Source organism: Campylobacter concisus (assembly GCF_002913225.1).
Lineage (GTDB): Bacteria > Campylobacterota > Campylobacteria > Campylobacterales > Campylobacteraceae > Campylobacter_A > Campylobacter_A concisus_J.
In genome coordinates, this window is record NZ_PPAW01000011.1 from 86,843 (window position 1) to 104,539 (window position 17,697).

The window sequence follows — 17,697 nt, forward strand, 5'->3', positions numbered from 1 at the left end:
AATTAAATAAAATTTATTCTTTTTTGCCAAAATTGGGTAGATTTGGCACAGTCATTAATGATAAATTGCCATTAAATTGCATAAAAGGAGCAAAGAAATGGCAATAACTACAACTGGGTTTCAAGCCCCAGCTACAAAACGTGAAGGCTTAAAGCCCTCAGTCTATGAAAACATAATCTTAATAGGTGCTGACGAGACGCCTATACTTAAACTTATTGGCACTTCAAGTGTTAAAGGTATAGAGCACTCTTGGCTAACTGACAGCTTAGCTGCCCCAAAGAAAAACGCACAGCTAGAAATTTCTGACTTTGACGATCAGATCAAATCAAGCGTGCAAAAGACTTCAAATGCAGTGCAAATTTTCACTTCAAACGTTAGCGTTTCAAGAAGTATGCAAGCAGTGGCTACTTACGGCGGTAAAGAGTTAGAGCGTGAGACAGCTAAAAGAGCAAAAGAGCATAAGCTAGATATGGAGTACGCCATCTTTGGTCTTGGTCGTGATGCTGATGTTAAAAAGAGCGTGTTTAAAGCGCCAACTGTAAGAACTGACGCAACAGCTGGCGAAATGGCAGGCTTATTTTACTTCTTGGCTAAAGGCTCAGCAGCATTTGCAAGTGGCAAGCGTGGTAACGTTGTAGCATTTGATAGCTCAGGCGATTGGAAAGGCACTCCAGCAGCACTAACTGAAACCGTGCTATCTCAACTACTTCAAAATATTTGGGATGCAGGTACAACTCCAAAAGATGTATTCATTGGCGCGGAGTTAAAACCAGCTATTAATAAAATAGCTACTAGACAATTCGGCAACGAGAAAAATATCAACTCTAGCGTTGTTAGTCTAGACACTGACTTTGGCAGGGTAAATTTTAGACTTCACCGCTTCTTAAGCCCTAAATACGGCTTGGGTGATTGTATCATTGCAGGAGATTTTGACTACATGAAAAATGGTCTATTAGTGCCAACTGAACTAAAAGACGTGACTACTTCAAAAACAGCTATTCAAAAGAGATACTACACTGAAAGCTGCCTAGAAGTGAGAAACGCAGACGCATTTGCAATAGGCGTTGGCTTAAAGGCTTAGTAATGCTTTGCACTGAAGCCAAAAAACATTTGAGCTTTAAAACGACAGCAGGGGTTAAGCTCCCTGCTGATGATATGCTTGGCTCGTTATTCTTAGAGGCTATGCTTTTTTGCTGCGATAAGTGCGTACCTACTATTTTACTAAGGCATTTTGGGAGTGAAGAAAGGCCTTATAGAAATATTGATAAACAAACTTTCATTTGCGTGCCAGACGTGCCAAATTTTAGTGATCCAAAAGAGCATTTACAAATAGATGAAGCTTTGAGTTATGCAGTGATTAACTATGTAGCTTTTTTAATTAACAAAGACACCTACTATCGCACACTAGCACTTGAAATAATTGCGGACTATAACGCAAACGAAATGAGCGACTATGACAGACTATGAACTAATAAGAGTTTTAGAAAACGCAAGGGATTTAAGCAAGATAGACCTTTTGCGTTTTTTTACAGAACTAGCTGAAAAACTAAAAAAAGCTAAAGAAACTATAAAGGCTAAAAAATGGTAACGATAGAAGAACTAAAACTCGGCAATAGAACACTAGAAGCATTAAAATTCTTGCTCTCTCAAATAACTGAGCTAGAAACAGCAATAAGCCAAATAAATATAAGCGAAATAAAAGACGCGAACACTCTAACAAAAGAGCAAATAGCGACTTTGCAAGATGTTAAAAATGCGGTTGAAACAATAAACTCTGATTTAAGCCTAAAAAAATCAGATTTTGACGAGAAAAAACAAAATTTTGATACCAATATGAATGCTTTTAGAAACGATAAGGCAGACTTTGACGAGAAAAAGGCAGATTTTGATAGTAAGAATAATACTGCGCTAAACAACTTTGCATTTATCGCCAGTAATGTAGAAAAAATAAATAGCGTAAGTGCGCTTTTAGCTGAAGCAAAAAATGTCCTAGAAACTATTAAACCAATAGAGCAAAGAACGCAAGCGGCACTTAATACGATCGCAAACTCACAAGCTAAATTTGATGAGCTAGATGCTCTAAAAGCAAAACTACTTGAGTTAAAAAGATCACTTGAAAATATAAGCACGACTGGGTTGATAAATGATAATAGTGCAAGTACCACAGCAACCTATTCAAGTACAAAAATTAATAACTTGCTTGTAGAAAAATTAGATGCTAGTGAGAAAAACAAATATGTTTCACTAGAAAATGGCAAGATAAAGGCCGAAATCCTTCCTGATATAGATGCTACCACACTTAATGGTAAGAAGGCTGATGTCTTTGAGCTAAAAAGGGATAGCCAAATCAAGTTTGACACCCTAAATCAAAATGTAGAGCGAGTAAAAGGCTCTTTAAATCAAGGGCTAAATAGTCTCTCAAATAGTTTGGGAACTAAGATAAGCTCTAACCTAAAAGGGGTTGCTAATGGAGTAGCTACGCTTAATAACTTAGGCAAAATCCCTATCGAACAACTGCCAAAAATCGACGCATACACCAAAGAGGAAAGTGATGAGAAATTTGCCTTAAAAGACGATTTGCCAGAACTTGCCACCGAAACAAAGGCAGGCATCACAAAGCTTAAAAACAGCGTAACATCCAAAGCAGAGGACGCAACAGTAACCGAAAAAGCACTGGTAGATTTCGTGCAAAGCCATACACCGCCAGCTCTTGGCGTAGCTCAATCTTGGAGTGATGTGACATCCTCAAGAGATACAAACATCACATATACAAATACAAGCGATAAGCCCATAATGGTAATGATTTCAGGAGAGCCACGTATAGAGGGGGATCTATTCATTTTCGTAAATGGTGCAAGGATATACATGCAAGAGCTTGATGTCTCAGCTGAAACATCCATAAGCTTTATAGTGCCACCAAAGGCAACATATAGAGCTGAAGCATATTATGGCAATGGTGGCAGTTCTAGGCGAAGTTTTAGTGATGTTTTTAACCCTAACTACAAACTATGGGCAGAACTCAGATAGAAAGGACAAAAAATGAAATACTACATAGATGAAAATAAAGAAGTTTATGCCTATGAGGGCAACGAAAAACCTTTGCAAGATGGCTTGACGCCCATAGATAAAGCCCAGCTAAATGAGATTTTGCACGCTGAAGCAAACGAGCAAGCCGAGGAGCTAGCAGAGCTTGAGCGTGATATAAAAGAGTGTGAGGACTATATCCGCCACGCTCTAATCATAGGCAACGATAAAGTGCTTGAAAATCTAAGAAGCGAATATAAAGAGCTAATCGCTCAAAGAGAGGAGCTAAAATGAGTTATGTAATCATCTGTGTATTGTCACTAATAGTTGGGATTTTATTGTGTCCTATCGTGATCTTTTTACGTGCTAGAAAATGCGACCAGTGGGATAACTCAAATATGACGAACATTTTAAGAGTGTTTAGCCATTTGGCGACACATCCAGATGACTTCGCCAAAATGCAATACCCAGACGGACAAAAGCCGTTTTGGTATCTGGGCGGTGATGAATTTACTGACATAGTCAAAACTAGACCAAAGGAGAACAAATGAGAGCAAAAATTAAAAGGTGCAAAATTTGTGCGTCAAAACTTGACAAAGAAGGTAACTGCACTTGGGACGGATGCCCTAAAAGCCCTAAATATAAAGAAAAAGATCAAGAAAAACCAAAAGACAACAAGGATGAGGGGTGATTAAATTTAAAGAGCTTTTGCAACTCTTTTGCATTATAGCTATTGAGCTACCGCTCGAGATACTTGGCTATATAGTAGTGCCGATCGCTCTAGCGTTTTGCAACAAGCAAAGCGAGCGCTTACCAAAGTGGGCGCGATACTTTGAGGACGCAAGCGACTACTACGACGGCATAAATTCAGCCATAAACGGCGATAGTGGCTGGAGAAAAGAACACTATCCAAATGGCAAAAATAGGACGTATTTTGCACGTCTTAGGTGGCTATATAGAAACCGCATAGGCTACTTTTCAAGCCGTGTAAATGGCGTAAAAGTGAGCGAGATAGAACCATCAAGCGTAAGAGTGCAAGGCAATATCAAAGTCACGAGCAACGGCGGAGCAATAAGCGACTTTTGCAAAGTAACGCTAAAGCTGAAAGACGGACGCTCACGTTTTGGACTTTATAAAACTATCCGCTATAAGGGCTTTTTAAGTGGCTTTTATTGTCGTATTTACATAGGCTGGAAGCTTATGGACGTGGCAGAGATGAACGAACACAACAAAGATACATTTATGCAGCCAGACGATAAGGCTTTTTTAAAAACGGTGTGGTGTATAAACCCATTTAAAAGGGTACAAAATGAGCGATAAATTTTATATAGGGGCTATCTTATTTTTGAGTTTTGTAGTTGGCGTGCTTTATTGGCTAAATAACAACGCAGCGGGGAAAATCGACGAGCTAACCAGAAAGATAGCACAAAAAGAGTCAAATAACGCAGTAATGAAAGCCGATCTTGATACTTGCAAAGCAAAGATAGAGCTTATAAATGTAAGCCTAAAAGCTCTAAGCGTGCCAAAACAAGACGAGGCTAAGATAAAAGAGCGTGTTGTAACAAGGGTTGAGCGTGTGGCAGTGCCTATCAAAGATGCCGCCTGCGAGGAAAAACTAAACTTTTACGAAAGGCTACTAAATGAAGCTAATAATAAGTAGCCTATTGATGGCGTTTTTTATGGCTGGGTGCAGCTCAAAGCCTGAAGTAATTGTTAAAACACAATATCAAGATGTATATGTACCTATTGCGTGCATAAAAGAGATGCCAACAAAGCCAAAATTTAGCCCTGAAAATTTAGAAAGTGCAAAGGATCTAATGGGCTATTTTTTGACGTGTGAAGAACTTTTAAAAGGGTGTGTAAATGGAACGAATAATAAAGAAAACTAAAGCCTTTTGGCTAAATAAGATGGTTGTAGTAGAAATAATATTATCCGTCCTAATAATGTATGTTTTTACCTATAAATTTTAAAAAAAGGGGTGGATAATGGATGACTTAATGGATAGGCTAGGCTTTTATTTTTGGGTGATAATAGTTGGCTTTGTGGGTGGTGTGTTAAGCATTGCAGGGGGTAACGCCAAGGTAGCAAGCGATAGTAAGGCTATCATAAATTTTTTTGTTGGGACTATTAGCTCGAATTTTATATGCTGGGTAGCCTATGAGACTGCTTTTTATTTCACTGGGAAAGGTAGCTTTAGCCTCGCAGTTGGCGGCTTTTTTGCGTGGAGAGGCACAGCTTGGGTTAGTGCAGTGATCGACAAAGCAATAGACAAAAAGATAGACAACTTCAGCAACAACAACTATGACTATACACCAAGACCCCCTCGTGACTACGATATAGGAGATGAAAAATGAACTATACACAAGCTTTTAACATTTTAATGAACTTAGAATTTAGTCGCCCTGAAAATGCCCTACATAAAAATCCAACAGAAAATGGACTAACTTTTATGGGTATCTATGAAGTGGCAAACCCAAGCTGGAAAGGCTGGGGACAAGTTAGGGCGGCAATCAACGCATACGGTGATCTTAAAAAGGCTAGCGTAGCTCTATACAACGACGATGCACTTGTAAATTTAGTGGCAAGTTTTTACAAGAAAACATACTGGGACGCTCTATGCCTAGATGATGCCAATAGCCAGCTAAAAGCAAATGAGCTTTTTTGTTTTGCAGTCAATGTAGGAGTAAAAAGTGCCGTGCGTGTGCTTCAAAATATGCTAGGGCTTACAATCGACGGCATAATGGGGGCAAATACACTAAAAGCGCTAAATGCTTATGATACGGTGGCATTTGATAGTGATTTTGATAGGGCAGAGATCGCCTATTATCGAAATTTAATAAGAAAAAACCCACGCCTTGGCGTATATGAGCGAGGTTGGGAGAATAGAGCGAGGAGTGTGTAATGGCTGAAAGAAATTTTGGCGACGAGATCGACGAAATCAAAATACAACTACAAACAATTATAAATAAGATCAGTAGCCTTGAAAGTGAAGATAGGGCGCTAAGAAGCTTAGCAGGCGATTTAAACAACGCCATTAACTCGCTTAGTTCAAGAGTTGGTGCAATAGAAACAAATGGGCTAAAAACGGCCATAGGTGACATAAAAACAGACCTAAATTTACAGAGAATGAAAGTAACTAGACTGGAGAGAAAAGACAATGGACTTTAAAAACGCATATTTAGAAAGAACGAGAGAACTGTTAAAATTAAGCATTGGTGCTGATACACCATACCAAGAAACCCTAAAATATCTTGATGATTGTTTTGAGAAATACGAGATACCAAACCAGCACAGAATAAACGTGCTTTCTCAAATGCTCCCCCTTATTACAACACAATTTACTATCACAGCGATGCAAACTGGGCTGGAGCTAACACAGCAGGATTTGAGCTTTGAACTATCACTTAAAAACCTTGAAAAGCAAGCAGCTGCAATGGATGCAAACATTGAGGGCATAAAAGAGCAAACAAGAAACACCAAACTAAAAAATGATGAGCTAGAGGTTCAAGCAGCTGGCAAACTAGAAAACCTAAAAGAGCAAAATAACCTTTTAAGAGCGCAGATAACAAAACTTGCAAAAGAGCAAGCGCTAGCAGAGAGCCAACAACGTGCAGTAGATAGGCAAGTAATCGACAATAGGATAATCAAATCAATGTCAGTGATTGGAAACTTTATCCCAGAAAACCAAAATGGCGGGTTATTAGTACCGTCTGACATGATAAGATACCTATTTGATTTGATACATGCTTTTATTGCAGGTGATATAACGGTCGATAAAATCAAAAACTTCACAATGACAAAGAAATGATCGGCTTAAGTGATATACTAAATTTAACAAACTCGGACACTGGCGACGACTATGAGTTTATGGCTGGTGGCCAGTTTGATTTTTACCAAGCAGGTAGTCTTGGCTACTCTGCTTTTAACACACCTTCGCCTGATTTAAGGAGCTTTTTTATCGCACAAGCTGGCAACTTAAGCGGCGCAATAGTTGGGTTAAATGAAGACTTTGCCGAATACGTGCTAATGCCGATGGTAATCGCCATAAATCAACCTGACTATGATACGAGTATAAATTTGCTCTTGGACGGCGTAGAAGTAGTATCTAAAATAAAATTCTCTACTCCTAAAAACTCAAACAGAGATAATCGCTTTGGCAGAATAGACGGCAACGGCTTTGCTAGTTTGCAAAGAGGAGACTACACAAGCCTAAAAGAGTTTGTAAGTGAGCTAAGAAACGACAGCTATGCTGAAAATCTAGCCGAGGACGTCGGCAGAATGTATGGTGGCGTAGTAGGTCAAGCTTTGGCTGGTATGCTATATGATGGCATCGTAAATGGACGCTTTAACGCGATGAACGTAGCCGAGGCGATGTATCAAAATATGAAAAGCACGCTAACCTCAGTTGCTATCCAAAACACACTTTCAGCACTTGGCACAACTATATCTCCACTTGGTGTAGCTCCGATAGCTGGGCTGATTAACGCCCTTGTAACTGAAGTCTTTGAAATGGCGGTAGGGCTTGATAATAGTTTTGGTTTTGGTGGCGATCTAAACGCAGTAGTAGGCAACACAGCGTTTTATGATCGCCCTATGAGTTTTGGCGAGTTTATGCAAGATACGTTTAGCGGGTGGTTTGGCATACCTGATACAGTGATAGGACAAACTGACTACAACGGCAACGTAACTGGCGTAAGGGTTGGCAAACAATTATACGGATACAAAATGGAGCAAAACTTTGATGATGCACTACATGGCAGACCTGGTACAAAAACGCTAACTAGCCTTGATCCAGCAAGAGCAGCAATGCAAAATTTCGCACGCAATAAACTAGACAGCATAAGGTCGCAAAGCTCACTAATGACAAATATGCGTATGGATAGCCTAGGCAGACTAAACTATGAGATAAACACTCGCACATCACTACAAAATGCAGGGTTTAACACAACATTATCAGATGTGGCATTTAGTGCGACACAGCAGATAACAAAATCATTGCTTGATAAAGTAGTAGCTTTTGATTTGAATGCTTTTAATATCGCACCAGCTGGAGCGTCAGAAAGTGATCACGCTAACGCTAGCACAACAGCTAGGGAAAACACATATACTGGCTCAAATGAGTGGGCAAAAACTGCCACAAAACTTGCATCAATAATGAGAAATGGCGGCAATGGGCTTGGAGTGTCGGTTGATAAAAACGGAAATTTTAGTTTTTCAAATACTCCAGCAGGCAATATGGTAGAGGCAATGGGTTTGGTTGGCTTTGGTGGGGCTAAAATAGACTATGGGCTTGCTTCAAAAGTAGCGGCTGCCCTTGCTGCCGCAAAAACGGCTATCGAAAAACAAAAAGCAGCAGAAGCTGCCGCTAGCAAAAATAGAGGAAGTGACGGCAATGGCAGAGGTGGTTATAGTGGTTTTGATGGGGGTTGGGGCGGCTTTTCAGATACACATTCTCACTATAATGGAGGTTTTGGTAATTTAAGTGGAGCTGGGCTTAGCGCTGCCGCAGGAAAAGCCTTTAATGGCGGACATAGCTCTTGGGGTGGAAATAAAAAACAAGCAGGTGGGCGTAGTGCTGCTAGCCGAGAAAGGCAAAGAGAAAAACACGGCTCTAGCTCTTCAAGCTCAAATAGTAGAGCTGGGGGTAGAAGTGCAAGAAGTAGAGAAAGACAAGCCAACAAAAACGGACGAAGATAATTTTTTGTAAAATAAAAAGCGTGTTTAAAACCAAAAATGTATAAAAAAATGTATAACTAAAAAATCTAAAGTATTTATTTATAGGGCTATATAAAGGTTTTTTTGGTATCATTCGGGGCCACCATTTATTTTCAATCATTTTCAGTTTCTGTAAGCATTTAAAAACAATTCATATAATAATTTTGCAGCAAAACAACGATACAAGATGTATTATTAGTTTTAGCAAGGAGCTAAATTTGCAGTATTTAACCCACTTTGAGCCAAAATACTCACTAAAAACATATTGCACCTATTTGACATTAGCGTTTTTGCCATTGGCATTAAACGTACCAAACGTTTTTATATTTCTCTTAATAATGTTGTTTTCATATCGTCTGGGTCTTCATTTTGGGATAAAAATGTTAAGAATGTATGAGTTTATTACTTGCGTAGATAAAAAAATAATAGATAGCCTAAAAATCTCTATAAATCAATCACTGGATGTAAATTTATTATTTGTAGTGGCTATGGCTGTAATGAGTTTTTTTCCTGAAATGATAGGTTTAGTGCTAATTACTCAAAGTGCTTTTGGAATTTGTGTAAATTTAACTTTGATTCTTTTTTCCTATCTTGTGTTTAAACTAAAAAAGACAAAGTACTATTGAAATTTCTTACTAGCGTAAAACAAAAGATGGCTCTTTTAGAGAGATAAATTTACTTCAAATACTCTTTTGCGTCGTACTCTTTGCCAGCATCGTGATCTTTTAAAAGTTTAGCCACGACTGGGCTTAGAAGGATAATGGCGATCAAATTTGGCACGACCATAAGGCCGTTAAACATATCAGCTAAACTCCAGACAAAATCGACCTTTTGCAAGCTGCCCAAAAAGACAAAAACGACAACTAAAATTTTAAAAATTTTAACCGCCTTTGCGCCAAAAAGGTAGCGCACGTTGATCTCGGCGAAGTAGTACCAGCCAATGATCGTCGTAAATGCGAAGAAAAATAGGCAGATCGCCACGAAGCTATAGCCGCCAGTTTTGCCAAATATATGCGATGAAAACGCCTCTTGCACCAAGGTGATGCCAGTAAAGACTGCCTTGCCGTTTTCAAAGCTGATAACGTTTGCGGTTAGCACCACAAAAACGGTTATATTTAGGATGACAAAGGTGTCTATAAAGACGCTCATTATGCCAAGGACAGCTTGATCGACTGGGTGTTTGACGTTTGCAGCAGCGTGTGCGTGCGGAGTAGAGCCCATGCCAGCTTCGTTGCTAAAAAGTCCCCTTGCGATGCCGTATCTCATAGCAGCTGCGATGCTAGCGCCAGTTGCGCCGCCCCAAGCAGCCGAAGGATCAAATGCAGCTCTAAAGATTAGTGAGATCGCCTCTGGGATTTGGTGAAAATTTAAGGCGATGATAACCACGCCAACGATGATGTAAAGTAGCGCCATTAGCGGCACGATCTTTTCAGCGACCCTTGCGATCGCTTTTACGCCACCTATGAAAATTAGCGCGCAAATGAGAGCCAAAAATGCCCCTGTTAGCCACTGCGGTATGCCAAAAGCGCCGCTAAAGCCGTCTGATATGGAGTTTGCTTGAACCATGTTGCCGATAAAGCCAAGTGCGATGATGATAGCGATAGCGAAAAATCCAGCTAGAAATTTCGCCCATTTGCCCTTTAATCCGCGGCTTATATAAAACGCTGGGCCGCCTATTGTGTGGCCGCTGTCGTCTTTAGTGCGGTAAATTTGAGCGAGGCAAATTTCAGCAAAATTTGTAGCCATGCCTAAAAAGGCTGCGCACCACATCCAAAATATGGCTCCAGGACCGCCCATGATAAGCGCAGTCGTCGCACCTACTAGGTTGCCAGTGCCAACTTGCGCTGCGATCGCCGTTGCGACTGCTTGAAATGAGCTCATACCAGCCTTGCCAGCAGCCTCGCCGTGAAGCGAGAAATTCCCAAAAAGTTCGCCTAAACCCATCTTAAATTTAAAAATTTGAACAAAGCCAAGTCTAATGGTGAAAAATAGTCCAGTGCCGCAAAGTAGGGCGATAAGGAAGTATGGACCCCAAAGAAATGAATTTATACTTTCAACGCAGTTATTTAAAATTTCAGCAAAATTTGTAGGCATTTTTTAACTCTCGTGATTGATTTGTATTTGAGAAGTATATTTGAAAAAATATAAAATTTAAATTAACTACTAAAAAATCATGGCCAAGCTAAATTTTTACAAAAGCGCCCTGCAAAACCATGCTTGAATAGTAGTAAAAGCTGTAAAATAGCCTATCGTCATAGTTTAGTTCATCTTGTTCGATGATATCAAGATACTTTGGCTCTAGCATTTGCTTCATCTTTGCAAGCGGCTTTGCATGCTCCATCTGCTCTACTTTCTCGCAAATTTCAAGCATAAATTTAAAAAAGACTTCAAGCTTACGTGAGATAAATTTAGCTGCCTCGCCTTTTTCGTCTAGCGCACTTTTATAAATTCGCACTAAAAAGACTAGCGCAAATGGCGTTGCGTGCCAAAATGTCTCTTGATATTCACACTCACCAAAGATTTCATCAAGTAGCTCGCCAAGCTCATTTTCATCAAATTTGCTCTTTTTTACAGCCTTTGCAAGTGTGTTTAAAATTTGCACAAAAAGCTCCGCCGTGCCGTAACTACAGCTTAGCCTCTCCCACGGCACATCTTTTATCTTTAAATTTGCGATATATTCTAAATTTTGCTCGTTCATGCGCTTACCTTTTAAAATTTCAAAAAGAGTAAAGCCTAAATTTAGCCCTTTGACCTTATCTTTTCTAGCCACTCATTTAGCGTTTTTTCAAAGCCTATGCCCTTGCTTTTGTAAAAAACGAGCGGTTTTTCTAGGTATTTTTGCTCGACCCAGCCGCCAAAATCATGCGGATAAAGGTAGTCTTTGCTCTCTTTTGTGTGATTTTTTAGATATGGCGGGATCTTTAAAATTTCTTCGCTTTGCACGTATCTTAGGGCGGCATTTATCGCGTTGTAGCTAGAATTTGACTTTGGTGAGCTGGTTAGATAGACGGCGCACTGAGCCAGTATGATCCTAGCCTCTGGGAAGCCTATCTCTTTTACGATGCTTAGCGTGCTGGCGGCTAAATTTAGCGCATTTGGGTTTGCGTTGCCGATGTCTTCGCTGGCAAATATCGCCATGCGTCTTGCGATGAAGTCCGCGCTCTCGCCTGAGTCTATGAGCCTTGCAAGGTAGTAAATGACGGCGTTTTCGTCGCTTCCACGCAGGCTTTTTATAAAAGCACTTGCTAGCTCGTAGTGCGTGTCGTCCTCTTTTGCCCCTTCTTTTAGGGCGTTTTGGCGAAGTGTTTTTAAATTTTCTAAGCTCACATTTTCATCAAGTGTAACGGCAAATTCGAGTAAATTTAGCATAGCTCTTGCGTCACCGCCGCTACTTTTAAAGAGATACTCCTTTGCCTCCTCGTCAATGCTAAATGAAATTTGCTCTCTTATCTTGCCAAGAAGCTCCTCAAAATCGCCACTGCTAAGCGGTCTAAACTCAAAGAGCATCGAGCGGCTTCTTATGCCTGAGCTTAGCGTGAAAAAGGGATTTTCCGTGCTAGCGCCGATGACTAGGGCTTTGTAGTTTTCCATGGGGATGAGTAGCGCTTCTTGCTGGGTTTTGCTAAGCCTGTGGATCTCGTCTATGAAAAAGAGTGGCTTGTTTAGGGCGTTTTCGTAGTTTTTTAAAATTTTGCGAAAGTCATCTATCTTTAAATTTCCGCCGTCAAACTCGTAAAAGTCGTAGTTTGCCCCGCTTGCCACTGCCCTTGCAAAGCTCGTCTTGCCACAGCCTGCTGGACCATAAAATATGGAGTGCGGTATCTTGCTTGTGGCTATAAATTTTAAAAAGGCTGCTTTAACCGCCTTTTGACCGCAAATTTCATCCAAGTTTTTTGGTCTAAACATCAGTGCAAGTGAGCTCAAATTTACTCCTTTGCCGCTTTTGGTAAAATTTTGGCTTTTGCGCTAAGACTCTCTATCTTTAGCTCATAAATTTTCATGATCTTTAGCCCATACTCGGCCGCCACGTCAAAAGTGCTCATTGCGTAGGCGGTGTATTTTTGGCTGAGAATTTTTAAAATTTTATATCTTTTGGCTTCATCTTTCACTTCGTAGGCTCTTGTTTTTGCGATGGCGCTTTTATACTCAGTCGTAAAGACCTTGCCGCCAAGCGCCTTGCCGTCGTCCTTTATCGCCTCTAGCTCGCTATCATTTAGGTGTGGGACTTTGTTAAAGCTCACGCAGACAAACTCCACTTTTCGCCCATTTTGAAGCAGTTTTGCCTTACAGCCAGCGGTAGCTCCGTGGATAAAAATGCTCTCACCAACTCTAACAGGCGAGATCGGCACGCTAAAAATTTCTCCCTCATCATCCACGCATGAGATCACGCCGTATTCGCAGTTATCGATGATCTCAAGCGCCTCTTCACGACTAAGCTCTCTATCTTTTCGCCTCATTTTTCATCCTTTTTTTGCAAAATATTTTAAAATTTAAGTGCTTAAAGGCTAGTATAACGCAAAAATTTCAAGGAAAAATATGAAAAAAATTGCCATTTTTGCCCTTTTTCTGGGCGTAAATTTATTTGGTGCAAGCGAGGTTTGCAAGGAGTATGTCAAACAAAGTAGGCTCTATCTTGACGAGCTTTACGCCAAAGAGAGCAAGAAGCTTGCAGGTGATGAGAAGGCGCTAAGGCTTTTTGAGCTTAAATTTGATGAGTTTAAGCAAAGACAAAGCGGCCAAGAGGCGATGATAATGCAAAATAACGATGAGAAATTTTGCAAAAGCGAGCTAGAAAAGGTAAATAAACTTCTTAGTGAGCTTAAAAAATAGCTCAAATTTGAGCGTTTAGGTCCCACTCTATGGGCGTTTTGCCGTGGTTTGCTAGGTAGATATTTGCCTTTGAAAAGTGTCTGCAACCAAAAAACGCCCCACGAGCTAGCGGACTTGGATGGGCTGCTTCTAAGATGAGGTGCTTGCTGGCATCTATTAGTGGTGCTTTTGCCTTTGCTGGGTTGCCCCAGAGCATAAAAACTACGTTTTGTAAATTTTCACTTATCTTTCTTATGACGGCGTCTGTAAAGCCCTGCCAGCCAAAGCTAGCGTGAGAATTTGCAAGCCCAGCACTTACGCTTAAAGTCGAGTTTAAAAGCAACACGCCTTGCTTTGCCCACTTTGTAAGATCGCCGCTATTTGGCTCTTTTATGCCAAGATCGGCGTAAATTTCTTTATAGATATTCACAAGACTTGGCGGCACTCTCACACCACTAGGCACTGAAAAGCTTAGCCCCATGGCTTGATTTGCGCCGTGATATGGGTCTTGGCCTAGGATGACGACCTTTACGGCGTGAAATGGCGTTAAATTAAATGCGTTAAATATAAGCCCGCTTGGTGGATAGACGACGCCAGCGCTCTTTGCTTTTAAGAAATTCTCTTTGATGCGTGCGAAATTTTCGCTCAAAAACTCATCTTTTAGCACCTCTTTCCAGCTTGGCTCGATCTTTACGTCATCTAAATTTATCTGCATTTTCCTGCCCTTTTTTGGTTTTAGCGGTATAATTTTAACTAAATTTATCCAAAGGAAAGAGCTGTGTCAGAGCAAATTTTTAATAAAATCCATGAGCTTCTTAGTAAAAATGGGGCTAAATTTAGAGTGATAGAGCATGAGAGCGCGAGGACTTCAGAGGAGGTTGCGAAGATAAGGGGCACGAAGATGAGTCAGGGCGCAAAGGCGCTGGTATGCTCTATAAAGGGCGTTGATGAAGCTAAATTTAGAGAAATTTTTAAAGATGAAAATGTGCTAGATGGCTACTTGCTAGATGACGAAAAGCCAGCGATGAAGGCTGGTAAAATTTACTTGCTCGCGGTCTTGCCAGCTGACGAGCAGGCTGATCTTGACGCGCTTACGCAAAAATTTGACGGTAAAAGAGCAAGCCTTGCTAGTCCAGAGGAGGTTACAGCGCTTGCTGATTGCGTTTTTGGCTCGGTTCCGCCATTTAGCTTTCATAAAAATTTGCACCTTGTCGTGGATGAGAGTTTGCTAGAGCGAAACGAGGAGATCGCCTTTAATGCGGGGCTTCTTGATAGATCGCTCATCTTAAACGCAAAAGACTACGCCAGGATAGTAAAGCCGGTATTTGTTAAATTTGCAAAAGAAAAAGTGCTAGGCTAACCACTTCCTAGCACTAAATTTGTCGGGAGAAAAATGAATTTAAGTAATGCAAAGACGAGAAATTGCTAAATTCATTTCAATGGCAAATATTATCAAGGATAATCTTAAAGTATAATAAATTATATTGATAAAAATATGCATATTTTAGGGATATTTATATTTATATATAAAAAAATATATTTTAAAATCCAAAAATTTTGGCTCAAATTTCATTAAATTTAAAAAGAATTTATAAAAATTTGCTTAGCAATTATTAAGTTTAGCTTAAAGCCCATTTCGATAAAATCCTTAATTGTTCTTTTATCGTAAAAAAGACAATTTGATATAAGGAAAAACAATGAGCGATATCATCGCATACAAACTAAATGGCGAAATAGTCGATACTCAAAGTATCGCAGGGCGTGAGAGTAGTGCTGAGCCTATCTATTTTGACAACTCAAAAGAGGCACTACACGTTATCAGACACTCCTGTGCACACCTCATGGCACAAGCTATCAAGTCACTCTATCCAAAGGCGAAATTCTTTGTCGGACCAAACGTAGAAGATGGATTTTATTATGATTTTAGAGTTGATGATGAGGGCACGAAGCTAGGCGAGAGCGATCTAGCAGCGATCGAAGATAAGATGAAAGAGCTTGCTGAGAAGAAATTTGACATAGTTAAAACCTGCTCAACTAAAGCTAATATGAGTGAGAAATTTAAAAACGACGATCTAAAACAAGAGGTTTTAAAAAGAATTCCAGATGGCGAAGTGAGCAGCTATGCACAAGGCGATTTTGAAGACCTTTGCCGCGGACCACATGTGCCAAATACTAAATTTTTAAAATTCTTCAAGCTTACACGCGTGGCTGGGGCATATCTTGGCGGTGATGAGAGCCGTGAGATGCTAACTAGAATTTACGGCACAGCTTACGCAGACAAAGAGAGTCTAAAAGAGCACATCCGCATCATCGAAGAGGCTAAAAAGCGCGATCATAGAAAGCTTGGCGTCGAGATGAAGCTATTTACATTTGATGAAGAAGTGGGTGGCGGTTTGCCTATCTGGCTACCAAATGGCGGACGCTTAAGATCAAAACTAGAGCAACTTCTATACAAAGCCCACCGCGACCGTGGCTATGAGCCAGTGCGAGGTCCTGAGCTTTTAAAGGCTGACGTGTGGAGAAGAAGCGGCCACTACGCAAATTACAAAGAAAATATGTACTTTACAACGATCGATGAGACAGAGTATGGCATCAAGCCGATGAACTGCGTTGGTCACATCAAAGTCTATCAAAGTGACATCCGCTCTTACCGCGACTTACCGCTTAAATTTTTTGAATACGGCGTCGTACACCGCCATGAGAAAAGTGGCGTGCTTCACGGACTTTTCAGAGTCCGCGAATTTGCGCAAGATGACTCACATATCTTTTGTATGCCAAGCCAGATCAAAGAAAATATCTTAGAAATTTTAAAATTTGCTGGCACGATAATGGAAAATTTTGGCTTTCATTATGAGATGGAGATATCAACCAAGCCAGCCAAAGCGATCGGTGGCGATGAAATTTGGGATACAGCTACAAAAGCATTAAAAGAAGCTCTTGATGAAAATGGCTTTAAATACGGCATCGACGAGGGTGGCGGCGCATTCTACGGTCCAAAGATCGACATCAAAATCACCGACGCGCTAAAACGAAAGTGGCAGTGTGGCACGATCCAAGTTGATTTTAACTTGCCAGAGCGCTTTGATCTAGGCTACATCGACGCAAATAACGAAAGACAGCGTCCTGTAATGCTTCACAGAGCCTTGCTTGGCAGTTTTGAGAGATTTATAGGAATTTTACTTGAGCACACTGCTGGTGAGCTACCATTTTTCATAGCTCCTACGCAAGTCGTCATCGTGCCTATTAGCGACGCGCATTTAGACTACGCAAAAGAAATTTCACGCGAGCTAAGAAAGATCAACGTCGATAGCGAGATCGCAAGTAAAAATGAGAGTTTAAATAAGAGAATAAGAACGGCAGAAAAACAAAGGGTGCCTATGATAGTCGTGCTAGGAGACAACGAAGTAGCAAACAAGAGCGTTGCGTTGCGCGACAGACAGGCTAGGACGCAGAGCGATATGAGCTTGGCGGAATTTATAAATTTAACGAAGGAGAAACTTAGTGAGGTACATTTTTGAGTAAGGAAAATGAAGTATTGCTCAATGAGGACATAAGGGCGAGAGAGGTAAGATGTGTAGGGGATGATGGCACGGCATACGGTGTCATCTCAAGAGATGAGGCTTTAGAGATCTCAAATAAGCTTGGGCTTGATCTAGTGCTTATAGCGCCAGACGCGAAGCCGCCAGTTTGCAAGATAATGGACTACGGTAAATTCCGCTATCAGCAAGAGAAAAAGCAAAAAGAGGCCAAGAAAAAGCAAAAAACCATCGAGATAAAAGAGATAAAACTCTCTGTCAAGATCGCCCAAAACGATATAAACTACAAGGTTAAACACGCAAGCGAGTTTTTGCAAGATGGCAAACACGTTAAATTTCGTGTATTTTTAAAGGGTCGCGAGATGAGCACCCCAGAGGCTGGCGTAGCCATGCTTGAGAAGGTATGGGAGATGATCAAAGATGAAGCTGACCGCGACAAAGAGCCTATAATAGAAGGTCGTTATGTAAATATGCTTGTAACTCCAAAAAAGGGTTAAATTCTCACAAAGAGCAGGCTAGGGCTTGCTCTTTTTCATTAAATTTTTAATACAAAAACTCACAAATAACTATTTCTCAAAAAATCTATCATTTTTATATTTGCTAAATTTACGC

At 40.5% G+C, this 17,697-nt stretch carries 25 protein-coding genes; 20 read left to right on the plus strand and 5 right to left on the minus strand.

What is annotated here, in order from left to right; genetic code table 11:
• The first annotated feature begins 97 nt into the window (after positions 1 to 97).
• The 16 genes from CYP26_RS01405 (at position 98) to CYP26_RS01470 (ending at position 9,366) form a co-directional block, all read left to right on the plus strand.
• Positions 98 to 1,081 carry an SU10 major capsid protein gene (locus tag CYP26_RS01405; protein ID WP_103630089.1) on the plus strand — a complete coding sequence of 328 codons (984 nt, stop codon included), beginning with the start codon at positions 98 to 100 and terminating at the stop codon, positions 1,079 to 1,081.
• 2 nt (positions 1,082 to 1,083) lie between these two features.
• Entirely contained in the window at positions 1,084 to 1,467 is a 384-nt protein-coding gene (locus tag CYP26_RS01410) for a hypothetical protein (protein ID WP_103630090.1), read from the plus strand.
• The gene (locus CYP26_RS10400) at positions 1,454 to 1,588 is read left to right on the plus strand and encodes a hypothetical protein (RefSeq protein WP_258031362.1); all 135 of its coding nucleotides are present in this window, start codon (positions 1,454 to 1,456) and stop codon (positions 1,586 to 1,588) included. Before CYP26_RS01410 ends, CYP26_RS10400 begins: the two co-directional genes overlap by 14 nt.
• Complete coding sequence (locus CYP26_RS01415; protein ID WP_103630091.1) at positions 1,582 to 3,027, plus strand: hypothetical protein; 1,446 nt, start codon at positions 1,582 to 1,584, stop codon at positions 3,025 to 3,027. The genes CYP26_RS10400 and CYP26_RS01415 overlap by 7 nt, the downstream gene beginning before the upstream one ends.
• Positions 3,028 to 3,039: 12 nt before the next feature.
• Positions 3,040 to 3,318 (plus strand): hypothetical protein, encoded by a 279-nt coding sequence (locus CYP26_RS01420; RefSeq protein ID WP_103630092.1) that lies wholly within the window; start codon positions 3,040 to 3,042, stop codon positions 3,316 to 3,318.
• On the plus strand, positions 3,315 to 3,575 hold the full coding sequence (locus CYP26_RS01425; protein ID WP_103630093.1) for a hypothetical protein: 261 nt from the start codon (positions 3,315 to 3,317) through the stop codon (positions 3,573 to 3,575). The genes CYP26_RS01420 and CYP26_RS01425 overlap by 4 nt, the downstream gene beginning before the upstream one ends.
• On the plus strand, positions 3,572 to 3,715 hold the full coding sequence (locus tag CYP26_RS10220; RefSeq protein ID WP_181000837.1) for a hypothetical protein: 144 nt from the start codon (positions 3,572 to 3,574) through the stop codon (positions 3,713 to 3,715). The genes CYP26_RS01425 and CYP26_RS10220 overlap by 4 nt, the downstream gene beginning before the upstream one ends.
• The gene (locus tag CYP26_RS01430; RefSeq protein WP_103630094.1) at positions 3,712 to 4,344 is read left to right on the plus strand and encodes a DUF7338 family protein; all 633 of its coding nucleotides are present in this window, start codon (positions 3,712 to 3,714) and stop codon (positions 4,342 to 4,344) included. Before CYP26_RS10220 ends, CYP26_RS01430 begins: the two co-directional genes overlap by 4 nt.
• On the plus strand, positions 4,334 to 4,684 hold the full coding sequence (locus tag CYP26_RS01435; RefSeq protein WP_103630095.1) for a hypothetical protein: 351 nt from the start codon (positions 4,334 to 4,336) through the stop codon (positions 4,682 to 4,684). Before CYP26_RS01430 ends, CYP26_RS01435 begins: the two co-directional genes overlap by 11 nt.
• Positions 4,665 to 4,913 carry a hypothetical protein gene (locus CYP26_RS01440; protein ID WP_103630096.1) on the plus strand — a complete coding sequence of 83 codons (249 nt, stop codon included), beginning with the start codon at positions 4,665 to 4,667 and terminating at the stop codon, positions 4,911 to 4,913. The genes CYP26_RS01435 and CYP26_RS01440 overlap by 20 nt, the downstream gene beginning before the upstream one ends.
• Before the next feature lie 97 nt (positions 4,914 to 5,010).
• On the plus strand, positions 5,011 to 5,379 hold the full coding sequence (locus tag CYP26_RS01445) for a hypothetical protein (protein ID WP_103630097.1): 369 nt from the start codon (positions 5,011 to 5,013) through the stop codon (positions 5,377 to 5,379).
• Positions 5,376 to 5,927: a putative peptidoglycan-binding domain-containing protein gene (locus tag CYP26_RS01450; RefSeq protein WP_103630098.1), complete on the plus strand. Its 552-nt coding sequence runs from the start codon at positions 5,376 to 5,378 to the stop codon at positions 5,925 to 5,927. Before CYP26_RS01445 ends, CYP26_RS01450 begins: the two co-directional genes overlap by 4 nt.
• Positions 5,927 to 6,193 carry a hypothetical protein gene (locus CYP26_RS01455; RefSeq protein ID WP_103630099.1) on the plus strand — a complete coding sequence of 89 codons (267 nt, stop codon included), beginning with the start codon at positions 5,927 to 5,929 and terminating at the stop codon, positions 6,191 to 6,193. Before CYP26_RS01450 ends, CYP26_RS01455 begins: the two co-directional genes overlap by 1 nt.
• Positions 6,183 to 6,833 (plus strand): hypothetical protein, encoded by a 651-nt coding sequence (locus CYP26_RS01460; RefSeq protein WP_103630100.1) that lies wholly within the window; start codon positions 6,183 to 6,185, stop codon positions 6,831 to 6,833. The genes CYP26_RS01455 and CYP26_RS01460 overlap by 11 nt, the downstream gene beginning before the upstream one ends.
• Positions 6,830 to 8,722, plus strand: coding sequence for a hypothetical protein (locus tag CYP26_RS01465; protein ID WP_103630101.1), 1,893 nt, complete (start codon positions 6,830 to 6,832; stop codon positions 8,720 to 8,722). Before CYP26_RS01460 ends, CYP26_RS01465 begins: the two co-directional genes overlap by 4 nt.
• 236 nt (positions 8,723 to 8,958) lie before the next feature.
• Positions 8,959 to 9,366, plus strand: coding sequence for a hypothetical protein (locus CYP26_RS01470; RefSeq protein WP_103630102.1), 408 nt, complete (start codon positions 8,959 to 8,961; stop codon positions 9,364 to 9,366).
• 49 nt (positions 9,367 to 9,415) lie between these two features.
• On the opposite strand, the gene CYP26_RS01475 is transcribed toward CYP26_RS01470, so the two are convergent.
• The 4 genes from CYP26_RS01475 to CYP26_RS01490 all read right to left on the minus strand — a co-directional run bounded on the left by CYP26_RS01475 (position 9,416) and on the right by CYP26_RS01490 (position 13,197).
• Complete coding sequence (locus CYP26_RS01475) at positions 9,416 to 10,834, minus strand: alanine/glycine:cation symporter family protein (protein WP_103630103.1); 1,419 nt, start codon at positions 10,832 to 10,834, stop codon at positions 9,416 to 9,418.
• A gap of 88 nt (positions 10,835 to 10,922) precedes the next feature.
• Positions 10,923 to 11,510, minus strand: coding sequence for a hypothetical protein (locus tag CYP26_RS01480; protein ID WP_181000838.1), 588 nt, complete (start codon positions 11,508 to 11,510; stop codon positions 10,923 to 10,925).
• Entirely contained in the window at positions 11,480 to 12,646 is a 1,167-nt protein-coding gene (locus CYP26_RS01485) for a replication-associated recombination protein A (RefSeq protein WP_258031364.1), read from the minus strand. The genes CYP26_RS01480 and CYP26_RS01485 overlap by 31 nt, the downstream gene beginning before the upstream one ends.
• A 20-nt stretch (positions 12,647 to 12,666) precedes the next feature.
• Positions 12,667 to 13,197: a pyridoxamine 5'-phosphate oxidase family protein gene (locus CYP26_RS01490; RefSeq protein ID WP_103630105.1), complete on the minus strand. Its 531-nt coding sequence runs from the start codon at positions 13,195 to 13,197 to the stop codon at positions 12,667 to 12,669.
• 79 nt (positions 13,198 to 13,276) lie between these two features.
• On the opposite strand from CYP26_RS01490, the gene CYP26_RS01495 reads away from it, so the two are divergent.
• Entirely contained in the window at positions 13,277 to 13,570 is a 294-nt protein-coding gene (locus CYP26_RS01495) for a hypothetical protein (RefSeq protein WP_103630106.1), read from the plus strand.
• 1 nt (position 13,571) lies between these two features.
• On the opposite strand, the gene ung is transcribed toward CYP26_RS01495, so the two are convergent.
• Complete coding sequence (ung, locus tag CYP26_RS01500) at positions 13,572 to 14,264, minus strand: uracil-DNA glycosylase (RefSeq protein WP_103630107.1); 693 nt, start codon at positions 14,262 to 14,264, stop codon at positions 13,572 to 13,574.
• 63 nt (positions 14,265 to 14,327) lie between these two features.
• On the opposite strand from ung, the gene CYP26_RS01505 reads away from it, so the two are divergent.
• From CYP26_RS01505 to infC, 3 genes are all read left to right on the plus strand, one after another.
• Positions 14,328 to 14,909, plus strand: coding sequence for a YbaK/EbsC family protein (locus CYP26_RS01505; protein WP_103630108.1), 582 nt, complete (start codon positions 14,328 to 14,330; stop codon positions 14,907 to 14,909).
• Positions 14,910 to 15,246: 337 nt separating this feature from the next.
• Positions 15,247 to 17,067 (plus strand): threonine--tRNA ligase, encoded by a 1,821-nt coding sequence (gene thrS / locus CYP26_RS01515; RefSeq protein WP_103568693.1) that lies wholly within the window; start codon positions 15,247 to 15,249, stop codon positions 17,065 to 17,067.
• Positions 17,064 to 17,582: a translation initiation factor IF-3 gene (gene infC / locus CYP26_RS01520; protein WP_009295104.1), complete on the plus strand. Its 519-nt coding sequence runs from the start codon at positions 17,064 to 17,066 to the stop codon at positions 17,580 to 17,582. The genes thrS and infC overlap by 4 nt, the downstream gene beginning before the upstream one ends.
• The last annotated feature ends 115 nt before the right edge of the window (positions 17,583 to 17,697 follow it).